Genomic DNA, 23,458 nt, shown 5'->3' on the forward strand with positions numbered 1-23,458 from the left:
CTCTTTTACCTATGTTATGAAAAATCTAATTATCTTATATCCTTAAATCTTTCTTGTTAAAAACTAATATGCTAAGTGCTAATCCTATAATCAAAAATCCTATAACCGGAATATAAACCTCCTGTCGCTCTCCCAAACTTAACAATCTTATTATCTTATCAAAAGGCATAACCAAAATATCTACTCCATGACCAACATATACACTACCAATTAAAAAACTTAAAAGAATTATAAAGGATGCTACAACCTTTGGAATAATTGAAGAAATTAAAGCTGCTATAGCTAAAATAGCATTACTAACAAGATACAAGAGTACAATTATCTTGAAATTATATACAAAAGCTGCTGTAGCATTGTAAACTTTAGAGCTAGTATAAAAGGTAGTTGTAATGACCTTTGGAAAAACAACATATCCAATTATTGTAGAAAGTATAAAGAATGTAACAAGAATAAACATTGTAAATAAGCATTGGACTATTAATTTTGATAACCATAGTTCAGTTCTAGTATAAGGTCTTGTTAATATTAATCTATAATCACCTGATTCAAATTCTCCGCTTAAACTATCTGTAAAAAGCATTGGAAGTACCAGTATAAATAGTATAAATGTCATGTCCTTAAGAAAAAATACTGTAAAATTCAAAGAGTTTATTTCGGCCTTTATATTCGGAGCATAAAATCCTATTCCACATCCTAAAAATGATGTTTTATACCAGATTACTGAAAATATAAAACTAAAAAGCATTATAAGTAAGCATATCTTATTTTTCTTTCTACTGCGCATTCTTGAAAATTCACTAATTATCAATTCTTTCATTTTATTACCTCCATTTTATAATTTATATAATTGTTTTATAAGACATCAATTTGCTTAAATAAGATGATCCTCTTTAGTAAATATCCTACAGGCTATTCCACCAAAAAATATTATGTGAGAAATCAGAACAATAATAATCCAAGGTGCTAGTGTAGGTTTTTCTGATAAAACCATGCATATTCCAAGGTGTTGTATTTTAGTGATTGTGGAAAAATATAAATGTGTAATTAGGTTTTTTCCTAAAATAGAACCAAAATATATAATTACTTCTGAAAATACTAAACCACCGATTATTACAGCTATACTACAACCCATAGCTCCGGTTACAGTTTTACACTTAACAGCAAACACCATAAATACTGAAAGCATAGCCATAGTAGTTAAAAAACCTAATGCATAATATTTCCCAGAATATAAAAAGGCCTTTAAAATTGTTACTGAATTACTGTGATAGAAAAGCATTACCTTATCTAATCTAGTGGCTGCGAAGTACCCCCATACCGTACTTAGTAGAAAGAAAGTCAGAAAAAATATAAGCATTGTAGTAATTATGGCGGCTACTTTAGCAAAATATATCTCTAAAAATGAATACCCTCTAATCATAACTAATCGTATTTCTCCGCTTCTATACTCCTCAGTAACACACATACAAACAAACAACATAGTGAATATATTAAATAATGTAACTAACACTTCTTGAAATATCATAAAGGGGTAATTTCCAAAAGATACAAATTCAGCACTAGTAACTGCATGACTATAATTATTACTTAGGTAATATTTTGAGGCTCCAGCTATGGACAATGGAATAAGTATAAAACAAATCCAGGTCAAACGCCTTTTCCATATTCTTTCGAATTCACTTTTATAAAGTTCCATTATGCTGATTCCCCTTTGCCACCTAAAACCTGCAAGAATATGTCTTCAATACTACCTTCACTTATTGAGAAAAATTCTTCAGAAGTTCCTTTGAATTTTAATTTCCCTTCATTTATTATTACAAATTTCGTACAAATCTTTTGAAGTTCATCTAACAGATGACTAGATACTAAAAATGATATTCCCTGTTCTTTGTTTAGTTTAAGAATAAGTTCTCTTAACTCCTTCATTCCAAGAGGGTCAAGACCATTAGCTGGTTCATCTAAAATAATTATTTCTGGCTTTCCTAAAAGAGCTTGAGCTATACCTAATCTTTGATTCATTCCAAGTGAATAAGTAGAAACCTTATCATTTCCCCTTTTACTCAAGTTTACAATGTCCAAAACCTCTTCCACCCTATTAAATCTTTCTTCTTTGGCGATATTAGGATGTAACCTCACAAGATTTATCAAAATATCCCTTCCAGTCATATAGTTAAAGAATATTGGCGATTCTACTATAGCACCAAGTTTTACTAGAGCTTGTTTTCTGTGCTTTGTAACATCTATTTCATTGATTAAAAGTTTTCCAGCATTAGGTTTAATAAGTCCTGTAAGAAGCCTAATAATAGTAGTTTTACCTGCCCCGTTAGGTCCTACAAACCCACATATTTCTCCTTTTTTAATTTCAAAAGACACATCTTCTATAATAGTTCTGCCTTTAATTCTCTTACTTACATTTTTAACTTCCATTACATTTTTCATATAATACCCCTCCTAAATTATTCTAATTATGATTTCAATTTGTAAATCTAATTTATACTAATGGTAAATGCTTCATTATTTAAAATTAACTGGTTTGTTTGACTATATTTTAAGTATAAGAGGTAATTATAAAGATTTCATAAAGAATAACAAAAATTTATATAAATTGAGATAACTCAAAAGACCAATTAACTGTATTTAGTTAATTGGTCTTTTGGAGTTATTCGATTAAAGAAAAACTTTTAAACTATTCCAAACATTCTTAATCCAATTATAATAATTGCACTATCTGCAAGAATGTGTACTATCCATGAGTTAATAAAATTTTTAGATTTCGTATCAAGCCAATTAAATATAAATCCTATGCTAATTAGTCCTATTAGCGCTAACCCAACAAGTCCACTATTAAACCATGTCTTAAAAATTGCGATATGATATAACCCAAATAGAAGCGAAGAATATATGTATGCGAATTTTTTCGATTTAAGTTCATAAAGATTTAAGAAAATAAAACCCCTAAAAAAATATTCCTCTAAAAAAGAGTTTCCAAATGTTATATACAATCCAACATAAATAAAACTTGAAGCAGTAATTTTTGAATTGATTTGGAGTTTTTCTGATATACTCTGCAAATCTATAATATTCCTCAATAGATAATAAGTAATTAGTACTATAGAAAAGGACATTATTCCAAATAAAAAACCCATTTTTAAATGATCTTTATCTATATTCTTATAATTTATAGCCTTTGAACGTTTCTGTTTTTTAATAAATTTACTATAGGCGTAAGGAATAAAAATGAAGAATAAGATTTTTATAATAGTTTTAACTACATAACTTACTACTAGCACCTGTTCTACAAAATATAATAAAATGCATGCAACTAAAGAACTTAAAATTATATACTTTTTTTTCATGTTATCTCTCCTTCATTAAATCATCACCGTGCAGCTGTTCATCTTCTTTAAAACTGCAATATTAACGCCTTCAGAAGGAGATTTACACTCCCTCCTCTATATCATTTTATCTAAAGTAAATAATTATCAAAATGGTATTCTAATGTATTATCAGCTTACCTTTTTAATAAAAAGTTTATAAAAAACAGTAATTTTCGAAAAATATTGTATTATATTTCCAAGGAAATAAATCCAATAATCATTCCCTAAATTGCTTGGATCGTCTTTAATAAAAATTTATGTAGTTCCTCTAATAATAAGTTCTGTTTTAAAGTAAACTTGTTTTTCAGTAAGTAGCTTTCCATTTATTACATCTATTAAGATACTGCAAGCTTTTTTTCCCATCATATATATGGGTTGCGATATTGTTGTAAGTTCTGGCTCAATAATTTCTGATATATGAATATTGTCAAAGCCAATAATTGAAATATCTCGTGGAATTTTATAGTCATTTCGGAGTAAAATTTTCATTCCTCCTAGTGCCATCATATCGTTACTATAAAAAATGGCATCTAAATCGTGAAAACAACTTATTATTTTTTTTGTAGCTATAATACCACCTTCAACATTAAAGTCTCCTTCAAATATATATTTTTCATCATATATTCCATAATTTTTCATTGCATCGATATATCCTTCTAATCTTTGCTTGGATATTTCTATATCCTCTCTCCCCTTTACAAAAACTATTTTACGGTTTCCCTTTTCATATAAGTATTGAACACCATCTATTACCCCCTGTTTATTTAAGCAAAAAACTCCGTAATCATCCTTATATCCTTCAATATATCTATCAACTAATACAAAAGGAACATTGTTATTCTTTAGTATGGTTATACTTTCATTACTTTTACCGCCTGACATAAAAATAATGCCATCTATAAGTTTACTTATAAGAAGTTCAATATATTTTTGTTCCTTCTCTATGTCATTATCAGTGTTGCATATTATCAAATTATATTCTAACCTCTCTGCCTTATCCTCAATAGCTCTTACCATTTCTGAGAAAAACGGATTTGTAATATCTGGAAGTATAATTCCTATAGTACCGGATTTCTTAGTGCTAAGGCTTCTAGCTATGGAATTGGGAATATAGCTCATTTCCTTAGCAATTTTTAATATTCTTTTTCTGGTTACCTCGCTTATACTAGCATCCTTTTTGTTCATAACCATTGAAACTGTAGCCTTTGAAACTCCGGCCATTTCTGCTATATCCTTCATTGTAACATTATTCATAATTTTCCTCCGATTTTAAGTGAATAGTCATTAGTGATTAGTAATCTAGAATTTAATGTTAGCATTTTATGCTATTAATCTATTTAAAACTATTTTTAAATTTTAGTTAATAAATATATTTATATAAAATTATACCAAAATATACCTTGTATTGAAACAGATTGTAAAATTATAACCCAGAGGACACTCCCCTGGGTTATAATTTTATATATTTTATTATTGAGGAAATAATATTTTAATTACTATTTTTTTATAAGCTGAAGTTCTACTGGAATTTCTTTTGCAACTGTTTCCCCTTTTGCAATTTTAATAGCATTTTCTACTGCAACTGATCCCATTAAATCAGGTTTTTGTGCTATAGTAGCTGCCAGTTCTCCGCTTGCAACAGCTGCTTTTGCATCAGCATTACCGTCAAAACCTACAATAATCACTTTTTTATTTGCAGCCTTAGCTGCTTTTGCAGCTCCTAGTGCCATTTCATCATTATGTGCAAATATTGCATCAAAAGCAGGAGTGGCTTGAATAATATTTTCTGTAACGTTTAATCCCTTTTGTCTATCGAAATCTGCTGCCTGACTAGAAACAACTTTAACTCCAGCTTTCTTATCTACTATATTATGGAATCCTTTACCCCTATCTCTTGTAGCAGAGGCTCCTGGAATACCTTGTAATTCTACTAGGTTTCCTTTACCATTTAATTTTTCTAGTATAAATTCTGCTGCCATCTCTCCACCTTTTACATTATCAGATGCAACGTGACAAGTAACTTCTCCACCATTGGCTTTTCTATCTACAGTTATAACTTTTATTTTATTATCATTTGCAACCTTTATTGAGTTTGCAACTGCATCACTGTCTGTTGGATTTATGATTAAAGTCACTATCCCTTGTTGAACTAAATCTTCCACATTAGATCTTTCCTTTGCAGCATCATTTTGGGAGTCAAGAACTACAATTTCATACCCCAGTTCCTTAGCCTTCTTTTCTGCTCCTTCTTTCATCGATACAAAGAATGGGTTATTAAGAGTTGATACCACCATTCCAATTTTTTTTCCACCCTCAGCAGCTTTTTTTGTGCCACAACCAGCAAACGTTCCCATAATTAGTACAGTTGATAATGCCATTGATAATAATTTTGTTCTTTTTTTCATTTGAATCATCCTCCATTTTTTTATTTATTCTTTTTTTCAACCATTACGGCAAGTAGAATAACTAAGCCCTTAACTATTGCTTGATAAAAAGGTGATACATTCATAAGATTCAATCCATTATTAAGTACACCTATTATTAATGCTCCTATTATTGTTCCAACTACACTTCCTTCTCCACCAGCTAAACTAGTACCACCGAGTACTACAGCTGAGATGGCATCTAATTCAAAACCTACTCCGGCATTTGGAGAAGCAGAACCTATTCTACTAGTAACAATTATTCCGCTTAAGGCAGCTGCTCCACCACAGATAACATATACAAGTGTTTTAATTTTATCTGTATTAATACCTGATAATCTTGCTGAGTCTTCATTTCCACCTAATGCATAAAGATATCTACCATATCTAGTCTGACTTAAAATATAAAATGCTATACCAAATACTATAATGGTTAATATTACTGGAATTGGTAGTCCTAAAAGCATTTTATTACCTATGCCAGAAAAACTTTGGCCTAGTCCTGATATAGGAGTCCCATTTGTGTATACATAAGTTACACCTCTGAAGATAGTCATTGTAGCTAGTGTAACTATGAAAGCTTGTATTCTTCCTTTAGAAATAAGGATACCATTTATAAGCCCTATAGCGCAGCCAATAGCTAAAGCTACAATTATTGCTAAATATACGTTTCCTGTGGACTTTATTATGCTTGCGGCAGCAGCACCACTCACTGCAAGTATAGATCCTACGGACAAATCAATTCCTCCCGTAAGAATTACAAAGGACATTCCTATAGCTATAACTGCATTTACTGAAACTTGAGTAAATACATTTTTAAGATTTGGTATTGTTAAGAACCTAGGTGTAATAAATGAAATAACTATACATAATATCAAAAGACCTATTAGCGATTTATATTTTAAAACCATATTCTTCAAATTATTTTTCACAATATAAACTCCTTCCTCTGTGATGGCCTTATTTAAACATTAATCTGTTATGCCCACCGCATATTTCATTATTGCTTCTTGCGTTGCTTCTTCTCGAGATAGCTCACCAGATATTTCTCCTTCGTGCATGATTAATACTCTATCACATATTCCAAGTATTTCAGGCATATCAGAGGATATCATAATAATTGCTTTGCCCATAGCCTTTAGTTCATTTAGAACATCATAAATTTCCTTCTTAGCGCCTACATCTATTCCTCTAGTTGGTTCATCTATGATTAATACTTTAGGTGCAAGCATGAGCCATTTAGCTAATATAACCTTTTGCTGATTTCCACCACTTAAATTTTTAATTAATTGCTGGGCACTAGGAGTTTTTATAGAAAGCTTTTTTATATATTCTTGAACTTCTTTATCTTCTTCTACTTTATTTATACGTTTAGCTCCATTTTCATATTTTTTAAGATTAGCTAAGGTCATATTGCTTGCAACTGACATACCCAGGATAAGACCTTCTTTTTTTCTATCTTCAGAAAGATAGCAAATTCCATTTTTAATAGCATCTTTAGGTGAACAAATATTAACTTCGCAGCCATCGACAAATATTCTACCTGAAGATTTTTTATATTCTCCAAATATAGTTTTTGCCGTTTCTGTCCGTCCTGAGCCCATAAGTCCTGAGATCCCTAGAATTTCACCACTCTTTGCTTCAAAACTAACATTGCGAACCTTTTCAGCAAAGCACAAGTTCTCAACTTTAAGAATAGCTTGCCCCTTAGATGATTCCTTATATGGAAATTGTTCTTCTAGTTTTCTACCAACCATCATTGATATTAAATCTTCTTTAGTAATGTCTTTTGTCTTAACCTCGCCAATATATTTACCATCTCTTAGAACTGTTATTCTATCACAGATTTGAAATATTTCATCCATCCTATGAGAGATGTATACAATACACATATTTTTACTTTTAAGATTGTTAATTACTTTAAAAAGATTATCTGTTTCAACATCAGTTAGTGCAGTTGTAGGTTCATCCATTATTATTATTTTCGAGTTTTTAGAAAGAGCCTTTGCTATTTCTATTAGCTGCATTTCACCTACATTTAAATCTTTGACCAAAGTATCCACATCAATAGTGAACCCAATATCTTTAAGTAAAATTTCTGATTTTTCTTTTAGCTCTTTTTTATTTATTCTTCTCGTAATTCCATTAAATCCTTCATTTCCTAAAAATATATTTTCCCATATACTTAAATTAGAAAGAAGACTTAGTTCTTGATGAATAATTCCAATTCCATGTTTCTCCGCATCTTTTATACCTTTTAGATCTACTTCAGAACCTCCAATAATAATACTTCCTGTATCTTTATTATAGACTCCACTTAAAATTTTCATTAAAGTGGATTTTCCTGCCCCATTCTCTCCAAGTAGAGCAAGAACTTCTCCACTGTAAGCTTCTATTTTAACATCTTCAAGAGCTTTTACTCCCGGAAAGTATTTTGAAACATTTTTCATCTGAAGTAGAGGCTGCATGTTATTCATTGAATCTCCTCCTCAAAACTTACTTATAGTAAACTATAGTTAAAATACAACTCCTGATTTTAGTATTACATTTGCATAGGGTGTTTGTTCACCTGTTCTTACTACTGCTTTACACTCTTTTAACTGAGATTTTAGTTCCTCGTGAGTTATAAATGTAATTTTTACATCTCCAACTGCTATTTTTATATCATTAAATAATTGAGGACTAACTTCAAAAGTCTCTTTAGCAACTATTACTTCCTCTATTTGAAGTTCTGTTAATATAGATGTTAAAGTTTCAAGAAACCCTGGTATATTTTTGATTAATGCAATATCTATTCTTTTAGTTTCATCTGGTATTGGTAGACCACAGTCCCCTATAGCTAAGGTATCAGTGTGTCCCATTTTAGATATCACTTCAGATATTTGTGAATTTAGTAATGCAGTTTTTCTCATGACTATACCTCCTTTTTGTAATTCCTTAATGCATTATTATATGGAAAGCCCAATTATTAATTGTAATCTTCACCGTAAATGTCTATTACCTCTTTGTAGCTTGGTATTGAGGGTTGTGCTCCTGATCTTTGAACTACTATTGAAGAAACTTTATTACCAAAAACTATAGCCTTTTTAAGATTTTCATAGTTTAATTCTTCAGACCCTAATTTACTTGCTACTGCCCCAATAAAACTATCACCTGCAGCAGTTGTATCAATAGCATTAACCAAAATTGCTGGAATTAATTCTGCCTTTTCTTTAGTTATTAATGCTGCACCTTTTGAACCTAGAGTTATTATTACGTAATTCACTCCCATTTTTATGAAATTTGCAGCAGCTTTTTTAGCACTTTCTAAGTCTTCAACTAAAATCCCTGTAAGTTCACAGGCTTCTGTTTCATTAGGAATTATTATATCTGTACATTTCAATAAATTCTCATCTATTTTTTTTGCTGGAGCTGGGTTTAGTATTGTTATAATTCCTTGAGATCTTGCATAATTGAAAGCAGCGATTGTAATCTCACTAGGCGTTTCAAATTGTGCTACTATTGCATCACAAGCCTTTATAATTAAATAGCTTTGCTTTATCTCATCTATATTAATACTCATATTAGCACCAGCTACTACAACTATTGAATTATTACCTTCACAGTTAACATTAATTATAGCTGTGCCCGTAGTTTCTTTATTATCTTTAAAAACGTAGTCGGTATTTATGCCATCGTTTTCAAGCTTGCCAACCAAAAATTCACCATTGCTATCTAAGCCAACCTTGCCTATCATGTAAACTTCTGACCCCATCCGTCTAGAAGCAACTGCTTGATTTGCTCCTTTTCCTCCAGGCATAGTTGTTAAACTTTTTGCAAAAATAGTTTCACCAATCTTAGGCATGTTTTCTACTTTTAATACTATATCTAGATTTAAACTTCCAAGTATGCATATTTTACTCATATACTACATCACCTCTTATTTACTTAACCGATTAACTGAACCGGTTAAACATATTGTATACGTTTAAATAATCTTTGTCAATAACTAATTCATTTTTTTTATTTCAATTGTTAAAGTTAAAATAACCACCTTAAATAAATTCATCCAATATGGATAGTTTTTATTTAAGATGGTTACTTTATACTTAATATTGCAGTACCGCAGGCAATTATTTAATGAAAATTCAATATAAGCGCTATTGAAACTGATAAAATGTGAACTATGTTAATTAGCGCAAAGTTTTTAACGGAATAAACAAAGGTTTTACTTTTAATGGGATTTTGGTAGAATATTTTTATATTTTTATTCAATGGTATTATAGTCAAAATTACCAGCAAAGAAATGGCTGGACAAATTTTCAATATAACTAAAATTATAATGTCTAGGTACCCAATATAATATAAGATTTTAAATAGCTTTAATGCATTTTTTACACCTAAATAGTGTGGCAATGTGTATCTATTATTTAATATATCCTCTTTAACATCACAAATGTTATTAGCAAGCATTATGTTTGCTATTCCGCACATTGTAGGTATGGAAATCAAGAAGATATAAAATACTTCCACTAGGTTTAGGCTTAAGGTTAACATATTATTAGCATACATGAAAGAAACTATATTTTTATCAAATATATGAATATATAGCGATAAAAATAAAATTATAAAGCCCATGAATACTCCTGAAAATATTTCGCCAAAAGGGGTACGTGAAATTGGAATAGGCCCATAGGTATATAATATTCCCGCTAAAAATGAAATAACTCCAATTAAGAGAACAATTACATTAGTATTTAAAGTTAATAAAATTCCAAAAGAAATTGCTATTAAAAGCAAAATGAAAATTATAGTTAAGGCTGTAGATTCACTGAAACCATATCCAGGAATTTCATTTTTATTTTCCTGACTTTTTAAAGCTTTCTTGTAATCAATATAATTGTTAATGGCTGTTGTCGCCATATCAAATGCTAATAGAGATATACTCATAATAATAAAATTTTTAGAATTAAAGCTTTTATACCGATATAGTGAATAAAGTGTTCCCAATATAAATGGTATCATACTGGCCAATTTTGTTTTAATCTCAATAAATTGAAAGAAACTAGTTAAAGACAATTTTAAACCCTCCTATTCAATAATAAACTTCTGAAATAAACATTTGTAATGCAAATTCCTTAGGAAGTTAATTATAGCATATTTAAAAAAGTATAATATATAAAGCTAGCTATACTCTTTGTTTGACTTTGGAAATAATCCATGATAATATATTCGTAAACCTTATTTAATAATAAGGTTTACAATATCTAGCATAACATATCTACCTAGATAGATATTAGTATTAGGTTAATTTATAACTTTTTAGGGAGGAATTTATTTTGAAATTATCTACAAGAGATTTAATAATTACTGCATTATTTACATCACTAACAGCAGTGGGAGGCTTTATTTCAATACCGATAGGCCCAATTCCTGTAACACTTCAAACTCTTTTTGTTGTTTTATCTGGACTTATATTAGGTGCAAAGCTCGGTGCACTATCTCAAATTACCTATGTTATTTTAGGCTTGATTGGAGTGCCTATTTTCGCATCTGGAACTGGAGGTTTAACTGCTGTAGTTAGCCCTACCTTTGGATTTCTATTGTCTTTTATAGTTGCAGCTTATGTAATTGGCAAGCTTACAGAAAAAAACAAGTCTCTTTCTAAAATAATATTTTCTGTTGTTTCAGGAAGTTTTGTAATCTATATTATAGGGGTACCTTACTTTTATTTTATTTTTACAAACTACTTAGGAAAAAGCATAAATTTTTATGCAGCTCTTAAATATGCTTGCATACCATTTATACCTGGGGATATTATAAAAGCAATTATAGCTATAATCCTAGCAAAGCAATTAATTCCTAGGTTATCAAAATATCTAAATTCGAAGTAATATGTATTACTATTCCCAGGTTGTCCATATCTCTGGTACATAACCCACTGTAGCTTCTTTACCATTTCTTACTATAGGAGTCTTAAAAAGTTGTGGGTTTTTCAATAGAATATCTTCTTTAGTTTCCTCTCCTCTAATTTGATCTAAATTTAATTTTTTATAATCCTTTGATTTTGTGTTAATTAAGTTATTTAAACCTATGGATTTTTTTACACTTTGTAGTTCACCCTTGCTCAGTCCTTTAATATTTAAATCTATGAATTGATATTTTATAGTTCTTTCCTTAAAATATCGTTCTGTTTTTTGTGTATCAAAACACTTTTTGGTTCCAAAACATTGAATATTCATTTGTTTAATCTCCTTAAAATATATTAGTGTGTGTTTTATGCTACCATTAATTATAGCATTGATTTCAATTAATTATTAAGACACCCTAAAAAACAACTATAATATTATTATAGCCATTATAACTGTTGCTACTATTCCAAAAGTAACAGGTATAAAATTTTTCCTAGCTACATCATAGGCTTCAACCTTACATATTCCTGCTGCGGCAACCACGCTCCAAGGAATTATAGTTCCACCACCTATCCAAATAGTGATGATTTGACCAAATGCTGCCACCTTTTCTTTGTCTATAACAATGGCGGTTGAAAATGTGTTAGCTAAAGTTCCAACAAGAGGAAGGCCCGCAAAACCTGAACCACTAAGCCCAAGAAGTGTACTTACTGCTGTTTGTATACCTATCACAGAATATTTGGATAGGGGAACCTTGCTGGCTGCATATATTCCTATATCAGTTAAAATACCACTAGCACCATTACCCAAAATAGCAGTTGCTGTATTTTCACTTCCTAGAAAAAAGAAAGCACCGATAATAATAATTGGTGCAAATATACTTATGCCAAAAGTAAAACCACTTTTAACATATTTAGTAACCTCGCCTAAGGATGTTTTAATACCAGTATGAACTATAGATGAAATTATCATTATTATTGCGGCTGTTCCACCTATTAAAGCTGTAGATTCTGGGCCTATTAAACCTAATCTGGTTATGAATATTATATCTATTATAAATGCTAAAGGAGTAGCTATTGCTATGACTTTTGGTCCAATGGACTGTTTTTGCACTAATTCTTTAGTTTCAGTTATTTTATCATTAACCACAATTTCTGTACTTTTGTCTTTTCTCATAAGTATAAATGCTGTAGTTATAGTAACTATACTCATTACCCCCCAAAAGAGAATACAATCTTTAATAATTCCTAATGGACTTGCCAAATTCGCAGTCTTGGCCGTTATGGATGGCGCTACTTGAAGAATGAAATCGCTAGATAAGGCAACTCCATTGCCAAATATACATAAAACTACTGCAGCCCATACAGGAGGTACTCCAGATTTTACTGCTACAGGTACCATTAAGGCACCTATAAAAACCACGGCAGGTGTTGGCCAAATAAACAATGAAACCATAGTCATAGTTATACCTAGAACAAAAAAAGACATAGTTTTGTTTATCATTAATTTCTTCAAAGGTTTTATAATTATCTCATCTGAACCAATGTCAGTTAAGGCACTAGACATTGCATTAACTAATGCAATAAGGACAACTACTTCAATAAATTCTTTTCCAGATACAACTATCGCCTTATATATAATCTGCACAGCTTCTAAAACATCACCTGTAAAAATATACCCTATTATCCCAATGCCTAAAACACATGGAAGTATAACATCCTTTTTAAGTGTAATTATCACAATAATTATTACAATGATGATTATATATGCATAATGGATTGTACTTAAATTTATCATGTGTTTTTATTCCTCCTGTATATTTATAAAATAATCAATTTGTATTGTTTCCGAAAAGGGTTAAAAACATGCAATATATAATAAATCAACCTTTCAAATATATTTCATGACTTTAATTATTATTTATGATAGACTTATGACTAATAAAAAATATTTCACAATAAAATTATATTTTCAAAAAGAGGAGGCAAAGATGTTAAAAATTTGGGGGAAATTAATTTATGATAATAGAATTATTGAAGATGAAGTGTCAGTATCGGAAATCCAAGACAGTTATCAAGAAAATTTAAAAGCGTGCATAACAGAGTTATGTTATAAATTTGATATATCAACACCTTATTGGCTAAAATCAAATGTTAATGAATATAATAAAAGACATAAAACTAGTTTTGATGAAAATAATTTTATAGAAGAAATTTATTTTGATAAATTTCTGATAGAAGAATTAAAAGAAAATGAAAAATAGTGCCCTCACAGGCACTATTTTAATTTTACTCATATCTGAGGGCATCAATTGGATCTAATTCTGCTGCTTTTTTAGCTGGGTAGATACCAAAAAAAACACCTACCGCTGAAGAGAATAAAATGGAACCAACTATGGATGCCAAAGATATAACTGGCGTTATTCCTGCAAAACTTCCTATTATCTCAGCTCCAACAATGCCCAAAATCATTCCCATTATACCTCCTATTAAGGATAGAATAACTGACTCTATTAAAAACTGCATTAGTATTATTTTAGTTGTTGCGCCTACTGCTTTTCTTATGCCTATCTCCCTTGTTCGCTCAGTCACTGACACAAGCATTATGTTCATTACACCAATACCACCAACCAGTAGAGATATAGCTGCAACTGCGCTTATAAAAGCTGTGAATATTCCAAGGACACTGTTAATTTGCTCAAGAACGGCGAGTGCATTGTCTGCTGAATATATTTCCTTGCCGCGGTTATTGTGTCTTGATTCTAACATTTTTATTGTCCCGTTTCCTACGGATTCACTATTATCTTGTGAATCTGCAACTACTGTTATTGAACTTATTTTAAATTCCTTGGACTGTAGGGTACTTAAGAAGGTTACCGGTGCCGTTATTATAATAGGTTTACCAGAATTTCCGCCCTTTCCAAAAGGAGAAGATATTCCTTTTTCAACACCTATAATAGTCATCTTCTTCATTAATGCATTTTGCCCTATTTTTATACTTTGACCTACTACATCAGAATAACCAAACAATGTAATTGCATCAGCCTCGTCAATTATGCCTACTGCGGCTGCTTGCTCGTATTCCTTTTCATTAAAATATCTTCCAAAAATAATTTCTGTGTTATTTATATATGCAAGATCTGGAGAGCCTCCCCTCATAAAAGCGTTTTTACTTTTTTTATCAGAAAAAACAGTACCTTGAAGTTGAAAGGCAGGACTTGCATATTTAATACTCTCAATTTTTTGTTTTATCTGTTTAACATCCTCTAAGGTTATATAATCTGTTGATTGAGGATTTTCTCCACTTACTTTAACTGTAAGTGAAGAGGCCCCCAATTTTTCGAATTCACCTGTGATAGCTTTTTGACCTCCTTGACCAAGCGATACAATTGTTATAACTGAACTTATACCAATTATTATTCCAAGCATAGTAAGGAAAGATCGCATTTTATTAGCCTTTATACTTTCTAATGCTGTTTTTACACTTTCAAATATATTCATACTTTCACTCCCTTTATAAAAGGATTCTATGCTTAACAATAGAATCAGATACAATTTCACCGTCTCTAAACCTTACTATTCTATTTGTATGTTCTGCAATATCAGTTTCATGGGTTACCATAAGGATTGTAGCTCCTTCATTATTCAAATCTTCAAATATCTTCATTATATCTTCTGAAGACTTAGAATCAAGGTTCCCAGTGGGCTCATCGGCCATGATCACCGCTGGAGAATTAACTATGGCCCTTGCGATAGCAGCTCTTTGCTTTTGTCCTCCTGAAATTTCATTTGGCAAATGACGTACTCTATCTGATAGCCCTACTTTTTCAAGTGCATAAAGGGCTTTTTCCCTACGCTCCCTCGCAGGTATACCCGCGTACATCATAGGAAGCTGAACATTGTCAAGCAAGCTAATTCTTGGAATAAGATTAAATGACTGGAATACAAATCCTATTTCTTTATTTCTTATATAAGCAAGTTCATCACCGCTGAGAATTGAAATATCACGTCCATTTAAAATATACTTACCACTATTCATTTTATCGAGACAGCCAAGTATATTCATCAAAGTAGATTTCCCAGAGCCAGAAGCCCCCATTATTGATGTAAACTCTCCTTTTTCAATTTTAAGACTAATATTTTTAAGGGCTGTGAATTCAAGATCTCCAGTTTTGTATATTTTTATAAGGTTTTTTACCTCTAACATTTATATTCCTCCTTGTATTCCCTGGGGTACAAAACAATTGCATTTTACTTTAATTCTTTGCATCTTTTACAATTATGCCTTCCACAATTGAAGTTGAAGGGTTCAATATAACTTTTTCATCTTTTTTTACCCCTTTATTTATTTGAACTTCAGTATCTGACTGGAATCCAATAGTTACCTGTCTTTCATGCACTATATTTTTTTCAACAACGTATACTAAACTTTTGCCACCTTTTTCTATCTTTAATGCTTCTGAAGGTATTTTAACAGCGTTTGCAGCTTTACCTACTAATATGTCTATGTCTACATCAAAATCTATCTTTAAATCTGGAGCTTTATCTAGAATAAATATTTCTACTGCTAATGTTGTTTCACTTCCGGTTACCCCCACTGTTTTAGTCGCTGCGGGGTCTATAAATGAAACACTACCTTTATAGGTTTTTTCTCCATTTTTAATTATTACTTCTTGACCAATTTTAACTTTACTTGCATCATATTTTCCAAGTGAGGCGATTGCTTTTAAGTTCTCTATATCTTGGACTACTACCACGGCTTCCATACCATTCCCTATGGCACCTTCTACAGCCGTAAGGGTTGTTACAACTCCGGAATTGGTAGATATAATTGTGCTTTTATTTTCTACTAGCTTCTGCTTAGCCGAATTCAAGGATAATTCTGCTAGCTTTACAGAATTATCTGTTTGCTTTAACTTCTCCGAGGAAAAGGGTGATAAGGCACTCTTTTGTTGTTTTAAACTTTCCAATTTTACTTTATCCGTTGGATTTGTGCTTTTTTCTAATGTTGCAATTTCTTTAGCCAAATCTGCAATTTTATTTTTAATATTATCATTTTGATTATACAAATCTTTTTTAGCAAGTAATGCATTATCATATTGAATTTGAGCTTGACTAACCGTGGAAGCTAAATCTATAGTATCATAAGTTACTAGGATATCACCTATTTTAACCTTGTCTCCTACTGATACATTAACTTTTTTAATTTTAGATTGAAGACCAAAATATTCTTTACTACTCTTTGAATTCACTTTTGCGGTGGTAGATATATAAGATTTAAGTTCGCCTACCGCAGCTATTGAAGTTTTTACAGTTACAATTTTACTAGCCTTCTTTTTTTCACTTATTAGAAAAACACCACTTAAAATACCTACTACAATTAATGCATAAATTACTGTTTTCTTTTTCATCATTAGTCCTCCTTATATGCTTCTGAATATAGATAAAATCTATTACTTATTATCTATCTTGTATTTATTTAGTACAGATAATACTCCTTAAATTTTATTTTTCTAAACCCACCCTAATATTTATATTATACAATACTGTTATAAACTCTTTCTAAAGCATTTCTTTAATTTTTCTAAGATATACATAAACGAAAAAATATATTTCAATTTAATAATAAACAGCAGTAGAACTTAATAATTGTTCCACTGCTGTTTATTATTCTTCATCTTTATCATAAAAATCTAAATACGAATAATTTTCTCCACTTTTTTGCCAACCTAAAATAGAATCCATATTTACATTTTGTGCAGCTCTAAAAATAGATTTATCAACATCACTAAAATTTTTCTTTAAATCTTTAACTAAAGCTTTAATTTCATGGCGCTTGTTTCCTATCTTTTTAGCTGCAACCATGCAGGCACAATTAAGTGGCCAAATACCACTGTTTTGAGTGAAATCTTCAATATATTGTTCTTCAATATAATAAAGAGGACGAATCAATTCCATTCCCTTAAAATTTTGTGCTTTTAATTTTGGAAGCATAGTCTTAAAGTTTCCTGAATAAAGAATATTTAACATAGTAGTTTCAACAACATCATTAAAATGGTGTCCAAGGGCAAGTTTATTGCAACCTAGCTCTTCTGCCTTTGCATATAAAGCTCCACGACGCATTTTAGCGCACATATAACAAGGATAATCTTTTGCTATGTTATCAATTATATGGAAAACACTTGATTCAAATATTTTCACCGGGATATTTAAGTGCTTACAATTATCAATTAATAATTCTTTTATATTTTCATGATAACCAGGATCCATTGCAATAAACTCTAATTCAAAATTAACACCGCCGTAATGTTGTAACTCTTGAAATAATTTAGCCATTATTAGACTATCTTTACCGCCAGAGATAGCCACAGCGATTTTATCACCCTGGCAAACTAACTTATAATCCACTATAGCTTTAGTGAATTTTGACCAAATATGTTTTCTATAGGTTGTAATAAGACTGCGTTCTATTTCAGCTATTGGTTTTCTTTCATTAAATGGAACTCTTATTTCACAACCTTCTCCTGCAATACTACTCATAAAATCACCCCTCTAATACATTAGAATATTATAGCATATTTAAGAAGAGTTTGTCTTTGAAAAGTGTAATGGAATTTATAGTATGTTTTTTTCTTTTCTAATTTTTTAATGTGAATTCTGCATTTGTGATTTTGAAATTATCTTTTAATCCTGTGGTAGTGTATACCTGCTTATCTTTAGTTATAAAAATACCTTCTACTCCAGGCATGGTATTTATGAATTTCATACCGTCTTCTAATCCCAATGAAAACACACTAGTAGAAAGAGCATCTCCATCAATTGATTTTTCACTTACTATGGACACTCCTGCTATAGAATTATCACAAGGATATCCTGTGCTAGTACTTAAAATATGGTGATATTTCTTACCATCTTTCTCAAAATATCTTTCATAAATACCCGAAGTAACAATGGATTTATTTTCTACTTGGATCATTCCGATAATATCACCTCTTTGCGTAAAAGGATCTTGAATTCCTATTTTCCAAGGAGTTCCAGTAATATTTTTACCCATAGCAAATACGTTACCCCCAAGGTTTATAATAGCATGTTCTACGCCATTGTCTTTTAAAACCTTTGATACTTCATCAGCAGTATATCCCTTAGCTATAGCCCCTAAATCTATTATCATACCTTTATTTTTAAGAAATGCTGTTTTATTTTTTTCATCTAATATTAAGTTTTTATAATTTATCAGTGCTTTTTTTTCTTGAATTTCACCTTTTGAAGGCACCCTTGCTGCATCAGTACCTATTCCCCATAATTTTACAAGGGGGCCTACAGTTATATCCATTTTTCCACCTGTTAATCCTGCAAATTTCAAACCTTCTTTAAGAACCTCAACGGTTCCATCAGAAATTTTAATTGGCTTTTCTCCGGCTGCATTATTTATATCTATAACCTCACTAGCCTCTTTATTGATGCTCATTTTATCTTCAATTTCACGAATTCTTTTGAAAGCACTATCTAGTACTTTAGTAGAAGATTTATCATAGATTTTAATTGTACACACAGTTCCCATTAAAAACTCAGTACTAGAAATTGGTTCTACTGGCTTTGTAACTTTTTTAGAACAAGCAGATAGCGTTATTGCTAGTACAATAGATATTGCAATAATCTTGAATTTTTTATTCTTTGACGAAAAAATCATAATTATACACCTCTTTTTCCCATTTAATCAATTACATTTGGCTTAAAGTTTATTATAATATCAGTAATGTTTTTTTATCAATAAGAAGGACCTTAGACCTGAGTCTAAAGTCCTTCAAGATAAATTTAATAAATAATTAACTTATTATATAATTTTTATTAAAAATAGTCAATTTATTATCTTTAGATTATTCTACTGTCACTATATCCCTTATTGTAAACATCATTCTATACCCTTCAATAGTAGATTTATTTTGCCATTCATCTGCAATATTTTTTGATACAAATAGATAATAGGTTTCTGAAGATTTATACTTTGTAAGTGGTGTAACTTTCCCATACTTCTTATCATAACTTACACTTAATTCAACATCCACTTTATTTCCTAAACTATCTAAAACATATACTGTATCTCCATTAAAATTCAAATCTTTAATACTTATATTAAATTTAATTGTCCATTCTTTATCTTCTACTACATTAGTAAAATTTTTAAATTCTTTCCAATTTTTGTTTTGAATATTTGATGCAAGACTGTTTAGAGCAATCTGATTTAAAGGCATTGCCATATTATCTTTATATTTTAAAGGAGTACCTAGAACATATTTAATAAATACACTATCCGAAACCTTTAGATCCTTAACTATTTTAGGATTTGATGAATAATAATATTGATAGTTGCCTTTTTCATCTAAAATAGTAACATAGGTATTTTTATCTATAGTTTCGATTTTTTTAAGAATTCCTCTCATAGAATCAATCCCTATAGGAGACTGTACTTTTTCCATGGTAAGATTATTAAAATTTTCGTCTTTTTGGTTTCTAACGGTTATATTTGGTGTTATTCCTATTGCCTTTACAATTGTATAAGGCTGCGTTGTAACTTGTGTTACCATGGTTTCTTTTGTTGGAATTAATTCTTTAACAAATACATTAGTTTTCCCTTCATTATCTTCAATCCCTTTAACTTCAATAGAATATCCACCCGTAGGTTTAGTACCGCTCATTACCGCAATGTAAATATAACCAGTTGAATCATCTACTGTAAAAACAAAGCCTTTTGTATCTTTATTTTTATTAACCATTTCCATTAGAATCTGTGGGGCATCCTTTTCACTTATTACTTCAAAGTTTATTTTATTAACTGTAATACTTTGTTTAGGAACATCACTTATTACATTTGAATTTAATGCAGAAACAGGCAGTGATGTAAAAGTAAATGACATAGTCAATATTAGCCCAATTATTATTTTACTCTTCATAAATTTTACCTCCAATTTTATAAATATTCTTTATCTATTAGACGATAGTATAATGCGTAATGTTTCATAATTTAAAATATTTTAATAATAAAGTGACAGTTTTATAAAAATTATAATAGTTACATCAATATCTATTGTATATAAATATTGGACTATCTGTTTAACAAGGTATATCCTATATTTGTAACTACTAATATTGTTAATTTATATGGTAGGTTTTAGTAACTAATAGAGTTATAAGGGAGTGATTTATTTGGATTACGAAATTCTAAAAACAAGCACTCAAGAAACTAGAGATAAATGTTTAAAGAGTGAATTAGGAGAAGAAAAGAGCAAAGTAATAGATAAATATTGCCTTATATGTAATGAAAACTTGTATTGGCAAAGAGTCAAAGATAAGTACCCTACTCAGGAATATTTTAGCTATAAATTCACTAAAAAAGCCTCAACTTTAGGCATAATATTCCAAATTTATAGACTTTGTTATGCAAAAGTAAAGTATTTCGAAAAAAACTGGGATGATTACTGCGCCTGTGTCTATCATTGGAAAAAAGGTTTTATAGAAACCGAAATATACAACATGGAATTTATTAAGCATAGAAGTACTGGTATTGTTATTGATTTGAGAAATTTATGCAACATTAACAAAATAGAAGAATTTATTAAATTATGTAACTATTTAGAAGCCAGAGATATTTTAGAAAAAGATTGCACTATTATTGGACTAGATTAAATCATCACCTTGGAAGTTGAAATGTTGTTAAAGTACTAATAAGTGCTAGAAAATCTAGCACTTATTGCTTTTAGAAAAAAGCACCTCTAAATGAGAGACTTATCTATTTTAACTATTACTAATATATTTCTATCTATCAAATAAACCGCCAGTTTTTTTAGTACTTCTTGCTGCTTTTTTTTGTTTTCCAATTACCTTATCTGGTCTTGAAATTCCACCTTGCTCAGAACTTTTCTTTTTCTTTTCCTCAATAATTTTTTTCATCATTTCAATATTATTACTTGACATAAATTTTTCCTCCTTTTGTAGCAAATCAAAGTATGTTAGATACTATAGAATTTATGTTTAAGTTTATAATTTATACATTTTTATTTTCTATATTTTTATTCACTACACAAACTCAACTTGTTGTTTTCCCTACTAATCAGTTTATCTTAATTCACTCAAGATTTCAATATAATATTTAAATGTAACAGTACTTTTTTATAAAAATGATGATTTACCTTCTCAAATACCTTTTCCTATCCTTGCCACAATGCTGCCTAACTTAATTAACACCTTTTTATATTCCACTTTTATAATCTCATTATCAAATAACCCTTCATAACTTACTTTATCCATATCAAAGTCTAATGCTTTTGAGAAATTGCTTCCATAAAGTTTTTTAATAAACATCTCACAATCTTCTTTTATTAAAGTATAATGCCTATCATCAAAATGATACCCATTTGTATCATTTTTCAATTTTTCTATAATTCCATATAACTGATAGATATAGCTCATTTCTTTTAAATTAAAGATTTTAGTTAAAGCTACAATAGCCTCAGCATAATTAAAGTTCATAGGTACAGGATAAATACTAGTTTTATTATTACCATCAAATTCTTTTAACATTCTTAAACTTTGAAATAAGGAAGTACATATGTCTAATTGAATAATAGTGGCATACTCATTGAGTTTAAGCTCTTTATCTTGCTCTTGATATTCTCTTTTGGTTTTTTCAATTTTACTTTGTGTTTCAATTGATTTGCAAGTAGAATTTTTGGCTATAAACCAACTGAAAATTCCGCCTAAAATAGCACCAATTATAATAGATATAGATGATATAAGCTGAGCAGGTATAAATGGCAAAAATTCGTACATTCCAATTTCTCCTTTTCAAAAAAATATTTTCTACATTATATTTTCCCTATAAATATATTTTATTCTTATAGCCTTTTCTAATTTTTTTGACAAGACAATGATAATTAGAGTATTGTTTATATATAAAGCATAAACTTTATGGATAATTAAGTTTATGCTTTAAAGTAATTTTATTGAAGGAGACTAAAAGCACATGATTACACCAAATGATAATAGAGGACAAATAAGAAACAATATACCTATAGGAACTACTGTAGATGTTGTTTTAAAAAAAGACCAACGAACTAATACACTAACAAGAGGTGTAGTAAAGAGGCTTTTAACCAACTCTGCTGTGCATCATAGAGGGATAAAAGTTATGTTAGAAGATGGTCAGGTAGGTAGAGTTCAAGTCATTATATCAAAATAACAACTAATAATTTAAAGTTAAAAGCCAATTTACTATTGTAAATATTCAATGGTAAATTGGCTTTTTCATTTTAATTTAAAATTGCGCTTGCATTTTCGATTAAAATGATATATAATAATAAAGTTACCTAGTAGAAACAAATAATTTTTTAAAGTTATAAACTACTCCCGAATACGTAGTAAAAAACGGATCATTAAAATCCTTAACAAGAGAAGACATGAATTTTAAAATTTCAATTCTTACCCTCTTCATTCTAAAATCTCTTAATGAATCCCTTATTAAAAATTTTGTTGAATAATGTACTGATAACGCTTATAACACAATTTGTTATAGCAAGATTTATGATTAAATTAAAGGACAAAACAGTTATTATTTGTTTTGTGACCTTGTATACCAATAAGGAGGTATTTATATGAAAAAAGACGAATTATTTGAAATTACAGAAGAAGTAATTGATGAATGTTTAGAATGTTTAGACTAATTATAAAAAAGCAAATCTATCACTGTCCCAGTCTAGTGAAGGTTTCTTTTT

26 protein-coding genes are annotated in these 23,458 nt (G+C 29.8%); 4 read left to right on the forward strand and 22 right to left on the reverse strand.

Features of this window, described 5'->3' with window-relative positions; genetic code table 11:
* Window positions 1-34: 34 nt before the first annotated feature.
* The 11 genes from G9F71_RS14120 to menA form a co-directional block, all read right to left on the reverse strand.
* The gene (locus G9F71_RS14120; protein WP_164949747.1) at window positions 35-817 is read right to left on the reverse strand and encodes an ABC transporter permease subunit; all 783 of its coding nucleotides are present in this window, start codon (window positions 815-817) and stop codon (window positions 35-37) included.
* A gap of 54 nt (window positions 818-871) precedes the next feature.
* Complete coding sequence (locus tag G9F71_RS14125; RefSeq protein ID WP_164949748.1) at window positions 872-1,696, reverse strand: ABC transporter permease; 825 nt, start codon at window positions 1,694-1,696, stop codon at window positions 872-874.
* Window positions 1,696-2,439 (reverse strand): ABC transporter ATP-binding protein, encoded by a 744-nt coding sequence (locus G9F71_RS14130; protein ID WP_164949749.1) that lies wholly within the window; start codon window positions 2,437-2,439, stop codon window positions 1,696-1,698. Before G9F71_RS14130 ends, G9F71_RS14125 begins: the two co-directional genes overlap by 1 nt.
* Before the next feature lie 242 nt (window positions 2,440-2,681).
* Window positions 2,682-3,356, reverse strand: a complete 675-nt coding sequence (locus G9F71_RS14135; RefSeq protein ID WP_164949750.1) for a CPBP family intramembrane glutamic endopeptidase — start codon at window positions 3,354-3,356, stop codon at window positions 2,682-2,684.
* A 276-nt stretch (window positions 3,357-3,632) separates the two neighbouring features.
* Complete coding sequence (locus tag G9F71_RS14140) at window positions 3,633-4,631, reverse strand: LacI family DNA-binding transcriptional regulator (protein WP_164949751.1); 999 nt, start codon at window positions 4,629-4,631, stop codon at window positions 3,633-3,635.
* A gap of 242 nt (window positions 4,632-4,873) precedes the next feature.
* The gene (gene rbsB, locus G9F71_RS14145) at window positions 4,874-5,782 is read right to left on the reverse strand and encodes a ribose ABC transporter substrate-binding protein RbsB (protein ID WP_164949752.1); all 909 of its coding nucleotides are present in this window, start codon (window positions 5,780-5,782) and stop codon (window positions 4,874-4,876) included.
* A gap of 20 nt (window positions 5,783-5,802) precedes the next feature.
* Window positions 5,803-6,732: an ABC transporter permease subunit gene (locus G9F71_RS14150; RefSeq protein ID WP_164949753.1), complete on the reverse strand. Its 930-nt coding sequence runs from the start codon at window positions 6,730-6,732 to the stop codon at window positions 5,803-5,805.
* Window positions 6,733-6,771: 39 nt separating this feature from the next.
* Window positions 6,772-8,277, reverse strand: coding sequence for a sugar ABC transporter ATP-binding protein (locus tag G9F71_RS14155; RefSeq protein ID WP_164949754.1), 1,506 nt, complete (start codon window positions 8,275-8,277; stop codon window positions 6,772-6,774).
* A 39-nt stretch (window positions 8,278-8,316) separates the two neighbouring features.
* Window positions 8,317-8,712: a D-ribose pyranase gene (gene rbsD / locus G9F71_RS14160; RefSeq protein WP_164949755.1), complete on the reverse strand. Its 396-nt coding sequence runs from the start codon at window positions 8,710-8,712 to the stop codon at window positions 8,317-8,319.
* Window positions 8,713-8,768: 56 nt separating this feature from the next.
* A complete protein-coding gene (gene rbsK, locus G9F71_RS14165; RefSeq protein WP_164949756.1) occupies window positions 8,769-9,704 on the reverse strand; it encodes a ribokinase in 936 nt (311 codons plus the stop codon).
* Window positions 9,705-9,916: 212 nt separating this feature from the next.
* Complete coding sequence (gene menA / locus G9F71_RS14170) at window positions 9,917-10,858, reverse strand: 1,4-dihydroxy-2-naphthoate polyprenyltransferase (RefSeq protein WP_164943583.1); 942 nt, start codon at window positions 10,856-10,858, stop codon at window positions 9,917-9,919.
* 260 nt (window positions 10,859-11,118) lie between these two features.
* Between menA and G9F71_RS14175 the strand changes: the two genes are divergently transcribed.
* Window positions 11,119-11,673, forward strand: coding sequence for a biotin transporter BioY (locus G9F71_RS14175; RefSeq protein ID WP_164949757.1), 555 nt, complete (start codon window positions 11,119-11,121; stop codon window positions 11,671-11,673).
* Between the two features lie 9 nt (window positions 11,674-11,682).
* Here G9F71_RS14175 and G9F71_RS14180 read toward each other — a convergent pair whose 3' ends face one another.
* Together G9F71_RS14180 and G9F71_RS14185 are read right to left on the reverse strand one after the other, a co-directional pair.
* Entirely contained in the window at window positions 11,683-12,021 is a 339-nt protein-coding gene (locus tag G9F71_RS14180) for an arsenate reductase family protein (protein ID WP_125001784.1), read from the reverse strand.
* Window positions 12,022-12,117: 96 nt separating this feature from the next.
* Complete coding sequence (locus tag G9F71_RS14185; RefSeq protein ID WP_164949758.1) at window positions 12,118-13,488, reverse strand: hypothetical protein; 1,371 nt, start codon at window positions 13,486-13,488, stop codon at window positions 12,118-12,120.
* Between the two features lie 193 nt (window positions 13,489-13,681).
* Between G9F71_RS14185 and G9F71_RS14190 the strand changes: the two genes are divergently transcribed.
* The gene (locus tag G9F71_RS14190) at window positions 13,682-13,954 is read left to right on the forward strand and encodes a hypothetical protein (RefSeq protein ID WP_164943586.1); all 273 of its coding nucleotides are present in this window, start codon (window positions 13,682-13,684) and stop codon (window positions 13,952-13,954) included.
* Window positions 13,955-13,979: 25 nt separating this feature from the next.
* On the opposite strand, the gene G9F71_RS14195 is transcribed toward G9F71_RS14190, so the two are convergent.
* The 6 genes from G9F71_RS14195 to G9F71_RS14220 form a co-directional block, all read right to left on the reverse strand.
* A complete protein-coding gene (locus G9F71_RS14195) occupies window positions 13,980-15,191 on the reverse strand; it encodes an ABC transporter permease (RefSeq protein WP_164949759.1) in 1,212 nt (403 codons plus the stop codon).
* A 13-nt stretch (window positions 15,192-15,204) separates the two neighbouring features.
* On the reverse strand, window positions 15,205-15,897 hold the full coding sequence (locus G9F71_RS14200; protein ID WP_164949760.1) for an ABC transporter ATP-binding protein: 693 nt from the start codon (window positions 15,895-15,897) through the stop codon (window positions 15,205-15,207).
* Between the two features lie 49 nt (window positions 15,898-15,946).
* Window positions 15,947-17,104, reverse strand: a complete 1,158-nt coding sequence (locus tag G9F71_RS14205) for an efflux RND transporter periplasmic adaptor subunit (protein WP_164949761.1) — start codon at window positions 17,102-17,104, stop codon at window positions 15,947-15,949.
* A gap of 253 nt (window positions 17,105-17,357) precedes the next feature.
* Entirely contained in the window at window positions 17,358-18,230 is an 873-nt protein-coding gene (locus G9F71_RS14210; protein ID WP_164949762.1) for a tRNA 2-thiocytidine biosynthesis TtcA family protein, read from the reverse strand.
* A 97-nt stretch (window positions 18,231-18,327) separates the two neighbouring features.
* Complete coding sequence (locus G9F71_RS14215; protein WP_164949763.1) at window positions 18,328-19,380, reverse strand: FAD:protein FMN transferase; 1,053 nt, start codon at window positions 19,378-19,380, stop codon at window positions 18,328-18,330.
* A 187-nt stretch (window positions 19,381-19,567) separates the two neighbouring features.
* Window positions 19,568-20,641 carry a protease complex subunit PrcB family protein gene (locus G9F71_RS14220; protein ID WP_164949764.1) on the reverse strand — a complete coding sequence of 358 codons (1,074 nt, stop codon included), beginning with the start codon at window positions 20,639-20,641 and terminating at the stop codon, window positions 19,568-19,570.
* Between the two features lie 244 nt (window positions 20,642-20,885).
* On the opposite strand from G9F71_RS14220, the gene G9F71_RS14225 reads away from it, so the two are divergent.
* Window positions 20,886-21,374, forward strand: a complete 489-nt coding sequence (locus G9F71_RS14225; RefSeq protein WP_374197413.1) for a hypothetical protein — start codon at window positions 20,886-20,888, stop codon at window positions 21,372-21,374.
* Between the two features lie 129 nt (window positions 21,375-21,503).
* Here G9F71_RS14225 and G9F71_RS14230 read toward each other — a convergent pair whose 3' ends face one another.
* Window positions 21,504-21,662, reverse strand: a complete 159-nt coding sequence (locus G9F71_RS14230) for a hypothetical protein (protein ID WP_164943594.1) — start codon at window positions 21,660-21,662, stop codon at window positions 21,504-21,506.
* 219 nt (window positions 21,663-21,881) lie between these two features.
* Complete coding sequence (locus G9F71_RS14235) at window positions 21,882-22,517, reverse strand: hypothetical protein (protein WP_164949766.1); 636 nt, start codon at window positions 22,515-22,517, stop codon at window positions 21,882-21,884.
* Window positions 22,518-22,710: 193 nt separating this feature from the next.
* Between G9F71_RS14235 and G9F71_RS14240 the strand changes: the two genes are divergently transcribed.
* Window positions 22,711-22,926, forward strand: a complete 216-nt coding sequence (locus tag G9F71_RS14240; RefSeq protein WP_125001753.1) for a YwbE family protein — start codon at window positions 22,711-22,713, stop codon at window positions 22,924-22,926.
* A gap of 123 nt (window positions 22,927-23,049) precedes the next feature.
* On the opposite strand, the gene G9F71_RS27350 is transcribed toward G9F71_RS14240, so the two are convergent.
* Entirely contained in the window at window positions 23,050-23,178 is a 129-nt protein-coding gene (locus G9F71_RS27350) for a hypothetical protein (protein WP_263488226.1), read from the reverse strand.
* Between the last annotated feature and the right edge of the window lie 280 nt (window positions 23,179-23,458).

Origin of the sequence: Clostridium sp. FP2, from assembly GCF_011065955.2 — a bacterium.
GTDB lineage: Bacteria > Bacillota > Clostridia > Clostridiales > Clostridiaceae > Clostridium_AD > Clostridium_AD tagluense.